Raw genomic sequence first — 8,813 nt, forward strand, 5'->3', positions numbered from 1 at the left:
TCTGCACGATTCGGCTGGCTCGCAGGGACGCGCGGGTGCAGCGGCCATCAACACGTCTGAGGAGACAGTGCTGTGACCGGGATCAAGACGACCGGCGAGAAGAAGTTGATGCTCTTCTCCGGCCGCGCCCACCCCGAGCTGGCCGAGGAGGTCGCGCACCAGCTGGGTGTCGGGATTGTGCCGACCAAGGCATTCGATTTCGCCAATGGTGAGATCTATGTGCGCTACCAGGAGTCGGCGCGCGGCGCGGACTGCTTCCTGATCCAGAGCCATACCGCTCCGATCAATAAGTGGATCATGGAACAGCTGATCATGATCGATGCGCTGAAGCGGGCCTCAGCCCGGAGCATCACCGTGATCGTGCCGTTCTACGGCTATGCCCGCCAGGACAAGAAGCACCGTGGCCGGGAGCCGATTTCGGCCCGGCTGGTCGCGGATCTGATGAAGACTGCGGGGGCTGACCGGATTCTGACGGTCGATCTGCACACGGACCAGATCCAGGGCTTCTTCGACGGTCCGGTGGATCATCTCTTCGCGCTGCCGGTGCTGGCGGACTATGTGGCCGGGAAGGTGGACCGGTCGAAGCTGACGGTGGTCTCGCCGGACGCGGGCCGGGTACGGGTCGCGGACCGCTGGTGTGACCGGCTGGGGGCGCCGCTGGCGATCGTGCACAAGCGCCGTGACAAGGACGTCGCGAATCAGGTGACGGTCCACGAGGTCGTCGGAAATGTGTCCGGCCGGGTGTGTGTCCTGGTGGACGACATGATCGACACCGGTGGCACGATCTGCGCGGCGGCGGACGCGCTGTTCGCGCATGGCGCGGAGGACGTCATAGTGACGGCCACGCATGGCGTGCTGTCGGGTCCGGCGGCCGACCGGCTGAAGAACTCGAAGGTCAGTGAGTTCGTCTTCACGAATTCGCTGCCCGACCCGAGCCATCTCGACCTGGACAAGATCACGGTCCTGTCGATCGCGCCGACGATCGCCCGCGCGGTGCGTGAGGTGTTCGAGGACGGTTCGGTGACCAGCCTCTTCGAGGAGCAGGCTTAGGACCGAGCAGGTCTGAGATCGAGCGGGCCTGAGATCGAGCGGGCCTGAGATCGATTTCTGAGGCGGCCTCCCCGCCGGGTAGACTCACTGAGTTGCTCGGCGAGGGAGGCCGCACTCATGTGCGGCGGTCCGTTATCGACGCGCTCTTCGTAGCAGGCCTGTCGTGGCCGGGTGACGGCCGTTTTCCTGACATCTACGAGGAGTGCCGTCATGGCTGAAGTGAAGATCAGCGCCGAGGTCCGTTCCGAGTTCGGCAAGGGCGCCGCCCGCCGTACCCGTCGTGCCGACAAGGTCCCCGCCGTCATCTACGGTCACGGTGCCGACACCGTCCACGTGACCCTGCCGGGCCACGACCTGATGATGGCGCTGAAGACGGCGAACGCGCTGATCTCCCTGGACATCGAGGGCCGCAAGGAACTGGTCATCCCGAAGGCCGTGCAGCGCAACGCGCTCAAGGGCCACATCGAGCACGTCGATCTGCTCGCGGTGAAGCGCGGCGAGAAGGTCACCGTCGAGGTCGCGGTGCACACCGAGGGCGAGCTGGCCCCGGGCGCCAACCTGCTGGAGAACGTGCTCAACACGCTGACCGTCGAGGCCGAGGCCACCCACATCCCGGAGTCCGTCACGGTCTCCATCGCGGGTCTGGACGCCGGTGACTCGATCGTCGCCAAGAACGTCCCGCTGCCGTCCGGCACCACGCTGGTCACGGACGAGGACGCGGTCGTCATCCAGATCCTGGCCGCGCAGGCCGAGGAGCCGGCGGCGGAGGAGGCCGAGGCGGCCGAGGGCGCCGAGGCCTGATCCGTACGCTGTGCCCCACGGGGTGGCGGGCCTCGGCCCGCCACCCCGTTCGCCTGTCCGTACGCCACCCCGATCCACCTGAACCGTCCGATCCATCTGATCCACCCGATCCAGCTGATCCAGAGGAGACGCAGCGCGGATGACCACGGATGCCAACGCCCCCTGGCTGATCGTGGGCCTGGGGAATCCCGGGCCCGGTTACGCGGCCAACCGGCACAATGTCGGGTTCATGGTGGCCGATCTGCTGGCGGAGCGTATCGGCGGCTCCTTCAAGCGGGCGCAGAAGGCGCAGGCGCAGGTAATCGAGGGCCGCATCGGGCCGCCGGGTCCGGCCGGTCGCCGGGTCGTGCTGGCCAAGCCCGCCTCGTACATGAATCTGTCCGGCGGTCCGGTCACGGCGCTGCGTGATTTCTACAAGGTTCCGACGGCGCACATCGTCGCGGTCCATGACGAGCTGGACATCGACTACGGCGTGCTGCGGCTGAAGCTGGGCGGCGGGGACAACGGGCACAACGGTCTGAAGTCGATGACGAAGGCGATGGGCTCCGACTACCACCGGGTACGGTTCGGGATCGGCCGGCCGCCGGGCCGGATGCAGGTCGCGGACTTCGTGCTGAAGGACTTCTCGTCGGCGGAGCGCAAGGAGCTGGGGTATTTCGTGGACCGTGCGGCGGACGCGGTGGAGGCTCTGGTGATCGAGGGTCTCGAACGCGCGCAGAGCACGTACAACTCCTGACAAGCCCCCGCATCCTCCCCCGTCTCTCCCGGCCCTGAGTTGACCGGGCGCGTGCCCATGGCCAAGGATCCCGCCCTATGGGACGGACGACAGGCCGGACGCGGCGGAAGCGGAACCCCTCCGGCCGTGTGCTCTCCTTCGGCCGGCGGGCCGTGATGGGCTGCGTCGCCGCGCTGCTGCTGATCGCGGCCGTCTGGACCTCCTGGGACTCCGCCCACCATGTGGTGCTCGCCAAGGGCCGTGAGCACGGCACGCTCACGGTGGCCCGCTGTGCGGACGGGACCTGTACCGGGCCGTACGATCCCGACGGCCCGGACGGTCCGCGCGCGGGGATGTCCATCGAGCAGTCGGTCGCCGTCAAGAAGGGCGAGCGGTTCCCGGTCGTGGTGAAGCCGGGCACCGACGAGCTGGTCCGTACCGGCGCGGCGGGGCTGCTGTACGCGTGGGTGCCGCTGGGCGGGGCGCTGCTGCTGGCCTCGCTCGTCATCGGCGGCGGTCTGCGGATGACCCGGACGGCCTGGGGGACGGCGCTGGCGGGTGCCGCGCTGCTGCTGGCCACGTTCTTCGCGCTCTGAGACGCCGCCGTCGCGCTCTGAAGCGCCGCCCTTCGCGCTCCGAGGGGCCGCACCTCGCGTCCGTACGCACGACCGCCCCCGGTCCGGAAACCCGGGCCGGGGGCGGTCGTCGTGTCCGTACGCGCGCGTCGGTGCGTACGTACCGCGGTCAGCCGGTGTTGCGCAGCCCCGCCGCGACGCCGTTGACCGTCAGCAGCAGTGCCCGCGCCAGCAGCGGGTCGGCCGCCTCCCGCCGCTCCGCCGCCGCGCGCTGGCGGGCGAGCAGCGAGACCTGGAGGTAGGAGATCGGGTCGAGGTAGGCGTCCCGGATCGCGAAGGTCTGCTGGAGGACCGGGTTGGAGTCGAGGAGCTTCTCGCCGCCGGTGATCCGCAGCACTTCCTGGACGGTGAGCGCGTGCTCGGCCTCGATGGCGCCGAAGACGTGCTTCAGCTCGTCGGGGACGAGGGTGTCCACGTAGTGGCGGGCGATGCGCAGGTCCGTCTTGGCGAGCGTCATCTCGACGTTCGAGAGGAAGTTCCGGAAGAAGTGCCAGTGCTCGTACATCTCGTCGAGCACCGTGTCGGGTCCGGCCTCGCGCAGGGCCTTCAGGCCCGAGCCGACCCCGTACCAGCCGGGCACGATCTGCCGCGACTGCGTCCAGCCGAAGACCCAGGGGATGGCGCGCAGTCCGTCGAGACCGGCGCCGGAGTCGGGCCGCCGGGAGGGGCGGGAGCCCAGGTGGAGGTCGGCGAGCTGGTCGACGGGGGTGGAGGCGAAGAAGTACGCGGGCAGGTCCGGGTCCTCGACCAGCGCGCGGTAGGTGGCGTGCGCGGCGTCCGAGACGGTGTCCATCGCCGAGTCCCAGCGGGCCAGCGCCTCGTCGGACTGGCGCGGCGCGGTGTGCAGGGCCGAGGCCTGGAGGGTGGCGGCGACGGTCAGTTCCAGGTTCTCCCTGGCGAGGGAGGGGATCAGATACTTGTCGGAGATGACCTCGCCCTGCTCGGTCACCTTGATCTCGCCCTCCAGCGTGCCCCAGGGCTGGGCGAGGATCGCGTCGTGCGAGGGGCCGCCGCCGCGGCCGACGGTGCCGCCGCGGCCGTGGAAGAGGCGCAGCCGTACGCCGTGCCGGTGGGCGACGTCGCGCAGCCGGCGCTGGGCGCGGTGGATCTCCCACTGCGAGGTGGTGATGCCGCCGAACTTGGACGAGTCGGAGTAGCCGAGCATGACCTCCTGGACGTCGCCTCGCAGGGAGACGAGCCGGCGGTAGGAGGGGTCGGCGAGCATGTCGTCAAGGATGACGTCGGCGGCGCGCAGCTCGTCGGTGGTCTCCAGGAGCGGCACGATGCCGATCTTGGCCCAGCCGCCGTGCAGGTCGAGGAGTCCGGCCTCGCGGGCGAGTACGGCCGCGGCGAAGACGTCGTCCGCGCCCTGGCACATGGAGATGATGTACGACTCGATGACCTCGGGCCCGAACCGTTCGAAGGCCTGGCGGACGGTGTGGAAGACGCCGAGGGTCTTCTCGCCGGCGGCGTCGAGCGGGGCGGGGGTGGGGGCGAGCGGCCTGCGGGAGCGCAGTTCCTTGGCGAGGAGCTTCTGCCGGTACTCGCGCGGCATGTCGGCGTAGCGCCAGGATTCCTCGCCGAGGCGGTCGAAGAGCTGACCGAGCGCGTGGTGGTGGGCGTCGGCGTGTTCGCGGACGTCCATGGTGGCGAGCTGGAGGCCGAAGGCGGCGAGCGTACGGATCGTACGGTCCATGCGGCCGTCGGCGAAGAGGCCGCCGCGGTGCTGGCGCAGCGAGGTCTGGATGAGGGTGAGGTCGTCGAGGAGTTCGGCGGTGCCGAGGAAGTCGCGGCCGGGCTCGTGCGGGGTGCCCTTGGCGAGGCGTTCGCGGGTGTTGACGAGCTTCTGGCGGATGCAGGTGGCCTTGAGGCGGTAGGGCTCTTCGGCGTTGAGCCGCTTGTAGCGGGGGCTGATCTCCGGGAGGCGGGCCAGGTCGTTCTGGAGGGAGTCGAGGAGTTCGTCCGTGGCGCCGGTGTAGCGGATGGAGTTGGAGAGCAGGCCGCGCAGGTAGTCGACGAGTTCGAGCGCGTCGGTGATGCCGTGTTCGTGCTGGAGGATCAGTACTTCGCGGGTGACCGCGGGGGTGACGTTGGGGTTGCCGTCGCGGTCGCCGCCGATCCAGGTGCCGAAGGTGAGCGGCCGGGTGCCGGGGGGCAGCTCGACGCCGACGCGCTCCAGTTCGGCGACGAGGTCTTCGAGTACGTCGCCGACGGCGCCGACGTGCAGTTCGTCGAGGTAGTAGATGGCGTTGCGCGCTTCGTCGGCCGGTTCGGGCCGTACGACGCGCAGTTCGTCGGTCTGCCAGATCAGGTCGATGGACTCGGCGAGGCGCAGGTCGTGGCGGCGCCGGTCGGAGGCGATGACGGGTGCTTCGAGCAGTTCGGCGATGCGGCGGAGCTTGTTGAGTACGGAGCGGCGCGCGGCTTCGGTGGGGTGCGCGGTGAACACGGGCCGTACGTTCAGGTTCTTGACGGTCTCGCGCAGATGCTCGGGGTCGGCGTCCTTGAGCCGGTCCGCGGTGCGGGCGAGGAGGCCGCCCTCGGCGGCGCGCCGTTCGCGCATTTCCCTGCCGCGGTGGACCTGTTCGGTGACATTGGCCAGATGGAAGTAGGTGGAGAAGGCGCGCACCAGCTTGGCGGCGGTCTCCAGGTCGGTGTCACCGAGAAGCTCGGCGGCGGCTTCTCCGTTCTCGCGCGTCAACGCGCGTACCCGCTCGACGAGGTCGAGGAGCTCCGGGCCTTCCTGCCGTACGAGGGTCTCGCCCAGGAGGTCACCGAGACGGCGGATGTCTGAGCGCAGCTCCGCGCTGGCGGATGGGGTCTGGTCGGCACTGCTCACAGGTGCGGCTCCTTGCAGTGTTTAAGCACGTCTGGAGGGTTCTGGAGGAGTCAGACCTTCCGGGAGAAGGTCTCGCGGACCGCGCTGTCCGACGACAACAAGGATAGGTGTCCTTCGCTTGGTGTTATCCACAGGCCTCTTGCCGCGCCGTGTGGCGCTGCCATACTTACGATGCCGTAGGTTACGCACCCGTATCCAACGTTCTGCCCTATTCGTACTTCTGGCCTATACCTCACCTGCCCCATACCTCACCCCAGGGGACCCCCTCATGCCCACACCCCCCGACGTGATCGACGATCCCTCCACTCCCCCCACCTCTTCCACCCCTTCGGGCGCCGACGGCACCCCGCTCCCCTCCGCCACGCTCGGCGGGGACAGCAAGGGGTCCATCGAGCAGATCGCCCTGCTGCTCTTCATCGTCGTGCCCTTCGCGGCCCTGCTCGCGGCGGTGCCGCTGGCGTGGGTCTGGGGCGGCGTGAGCTGGCTCGATCTGGGTCTGATGGTGGCGATGTACTACATCGGCTGCCATGGCATCACCATCGGCTTCCACCGCTACTTCACCCATGGCTCCTTCAAGGCGAAGCGCCCGCTGCGGATCCTGCTCGCCGTGGCCGGTTCGCTCGCCGTGGAGGGCCCGCTGGTCCGCTGGGTGGCGGACCACCGCAAGCACCACAAGTACTCGGACGCGGACGGCGACCCGCACTCGCCGTGGCGGTTCGGCGAGACGCTGCCCGCGCTGATGAAGGGCCTGTGGTGGGCGCACATCGGCTGGCTCTTCGACGAGGAGCAGACGCCGCAGCACAAATACGCGCCGGATCTGATCAAGGACCCGGCGATCCGGGCGGTCTCGCGCCAGTTCGCGCTGTGGACGGTCGTCTCGCTGGCGATCCCGCCGCTGGTGGGCGGCCTGGTGACGATGTCCTGGTGGGGGGCGTTCACGGCGTTCTTCTGGGGCTCGCTGGTACGCGTGGCGCTGCTGCACCATGTCACATGGTCGATCAACTCCATCTGCCACGCGGTCGGCAAGCGTCCCTTCAAGTCCCGGGACCGCTCGGGCAATGTGTGGTGGCTGGCGGTGCTGTCCTGCGGCGAGTCCTGGCACAACCTGCACCACGCGGACCCGACCAGCGCGCGGCACGGCGTGCTCAGGGGGCAGCTCGACTCCAGCGCCCGGATCATCCGCTGGTTCGAGCTGCTGGGCTGGGCGTCCGACGTGCGCTGGCCGAGCGCTTCCCGGCTGGACACCCGCCGCAAGAGCGCACCCGCCAAGGCATGATGGGCACCGTGGCGATCGACGGCAGCACGAGCGGCAAGGGCAGCACCGACAAGGGCCGGACCACGGGGGGCAGGCGGACGCGCAGGGTCCGGATGACCGGTGCGGAACGGCGCGAACAACTGCTGGACATCGGCCGCACCGTCTTCGCCGAGAAGGGCTTCGAGGCCACGTCGGTCGAGGAGATCGCGTCGAAGGCCGGGGTCTCCAAGCCCGTCGTCTACGAGCACTTCGGCGGCAAGGAGGGCCTGTACGCGGTGGTCGTGGACCGCGAGATGCGCCAGCTGCTGGACATGGTCACCAGCGCCCTGACCGCCGGCCACCCCCGTGAGCTGCTGGAACAGGCCGCGTTCGCGCTCCTCGACTACATCGAGACGTATACGGACGGCTTCCGCATCCTGGTCCGCGACTCCCCGGTGGCGCAGTCCACGGGTACGTTCGCCTCGCTGATCAGCGATATCGCCACCCAGGTCGAGGACATCCTCGGCATGGAGTTCAAGGCCCGCGGCTTCGACCCGAAGCTGGCCCCGCTCTACGCCCAGGCGCTGGTGGGCATGGTCGCGCTGACGGGCCAGTGGTGGGTGGACGCGCGCCGCCCGAAGAAGTCCGAGGTGGCGGCGCACCTGGTGAACCTGGCCTGGCACGGCCTGGAGAACCTGGAGCCGAAGCCGCGGCTGATAGGCCACCGCAAGATCTGAGGGGGCGGCGGGGCCGACCGCGCTGTTGATCACCGTGGTCAGCCTCGGGGGAGCATGGTCACTCATTGTGATGACGATGGTCTTATTCCACCGCTACGGTGGAGAAACAGGGCCGAGCATTCCGTCCATGGGAGGAATCATGACCGCAGAGCCAGTCAAGGCCGCACACCAGTGGCCTGTGCCCCCGCAGGACGGCTACACCGTGGACGATCTGTTCACCCTGCCAGGACTCCCGCCGCACACGGAATTGATCGACGGGAGCCTTGTCTTCGTGAGTCCCCAGCGCCGTTTTCATGCCCGGATGACCGACCTGCTGGTGACTGGCCTGAGCCGTTCAGCACCATCGGACGTCGAGGTCGAGCGCGAGATGACCGTGATCCTCGATCGTCGCAATGGCCCTGAGCCCGATGTTCTCGTTGTCCGGGCCGAGGCGGCCACCGACCTGGAACAGACCCGCTTCCAGGCGAGCGACCTGCTGCTCGCCGTCGAGGTGGTGTCCCCGGACTCCGAGGCACGTGACCGTGAGAGCAAGCCGCACAAGTACGCCACGGCGGGCATCCCCCACTTCTGGCTGGTCGAGATGGCCGGCGCCGACCGGCATCCGGTCGTACGTGTCTACGAATTGGACCCGCTGTCCAAGTCGTACCAGCTGACGGGTATCCACCACGACCGTCTCAAGATCAGTGTCCCGTTCACCATCGACCTGGACATCACTCTCGACGCCCTGAAGCGGCGGGCCTAGGGCCTTTCGTTTGGATCAGGCCGGGGGCGCGGTGCCAGACCCCGCGAGCCCGGCCTGATC

General features: G+C 69.0%; 8 protein-coding genes. 7 read left to right on the forward strand and 1 reads right to left on the reverse strand.

All coding sequences use genetic code 11. The features are described 5' to 3' along the window. Positions 1-72 precede the first annotated feature (72 nt). The 4 genes from ACFRKB_RS29675 to ACFRKB_RS29690 all read left to right on the forward strand — a co-directional run bounded on the left by ACFRKB_RS29675 (position 73) and on the right by ACFRKB_RS29690 (position 3,162). Positions 73-1,050, forward strand: coding sequence for a ribose-phosphate diphosphokinase (locus ACFRKB_RS29675; protein WP_383109637.1), 978 nt, complete (start codon positions 73-75; stop codon positions 1,048-1,050). A 210-nt stretch (positions 1,051-1,260) separates the two neighbouring features. Next, positions 1,261-1,851, forward strand: a complete 591-nt coding sequence (locus ACFRKB_RS29680) for a 50S ribosomal protein L25/general stress protein Ctc (protein ID WP_383109638.1) — start codon at positions 1,261-1,263, stop codon at positions 1,849-1,851. Between the two features lie 139 nt (positions 1,852-1,990). Then, a complete protein-coding gene (gene pth, locus ACFRKB_RS29685) occupies positions 1,991-2,587 on the forward strand; it encodes an aminoacyl-tRNA hydrolase (RefSeq protein WP_383109640.1) in 597 nt (198 codons plus the stop codon). A gap of 77 nt (positions 2,588-2,664) precedes the next feature. Then, on the forward strand, positions 2,665-3,162 hold the full coding sequence (locus tag ACFRKB_RS29690) for a hypothetical protein (protein WP_383109641.1): 498 nt from the start codon (positions 2,665-2,667) through the stop codon (positions 3,160-3,162). A gap of 148 nt (positions 3,163-3,310) precedes the next feature. Here ACFRKB_RS29690 and ppc read toward each other — a convergent pair whose 3' ends face one another. Continuing rightward, on the reverse strand, positions 3,311-6,040 hold the full coding sequence (gene ppc / locus ACFRKB_RS29695) for a phosphoenolpyruvate carboxylase (protein WP_383109642.1): 2,730 nt from the start codon (positions 6,038-6,040) through the stop codon (positions 3,311-3,313). A 268-nt stretch (positions 6,041-6,308) separates the two neighbouring features. Between ppc and ACFRKB_RS29700 the strand changes: the two genes are divergently transcribed. From ACFRKB_RS29700 to ACFRKB_RS29710, 3 genes are all read left to right on the forward strand, one after another. Continuing rightward, positions 6,309-7,316, forward strand: coding sequence for an acyl-CoA desaturase (locus ACFRKB_RS29700; protein ID WP_365973808.1), 1,008 nt, complete (start codon positions 6,309-6,311; stop codon positions 7,314-7,316). After that, the gene (locus ACFRKB_RS29705) at positions 7,313-8,011 is read left to right on the forward strand and encodes a TetR family transcriptional regulator (protein ID WP_376586325.1); all 699 of its coding nucleotides are present in this window, start codon (positions 7,313-7,315) and stop codon (positions 8,009-8,011) included. Before ACFRKB_RS29700 ends, ACFRKB_RS29705 begins: the two co-directional genes overlap by 4 nt. Positions 8,012-8,150: 139 nt before the next feature. Continuing rightward, positions 8,151-8,753, forward strand: coding sequence for a Uma2 family endonuclease (locus ACFRKB_RS29710; protein ID WP_383109644.1), 603 nt, complete (start codon positions 8,151-8,153; stop codon positions 8,751-8,753). Positions 8,754-8,813 lie beyond the last annotated feature (60 nt).

Origin of the sequence: Streptomyces scopuliridis (assembly GCF_042790125.1) — a bacterium.
Taxonomy (GTDB): domain Bacteria; phylum Actinomycetota; class Actinomycetes; order Streptomycetales; family Streptomycetaceae; genus Streptomyces; species Streptomyces scopuliridis_A.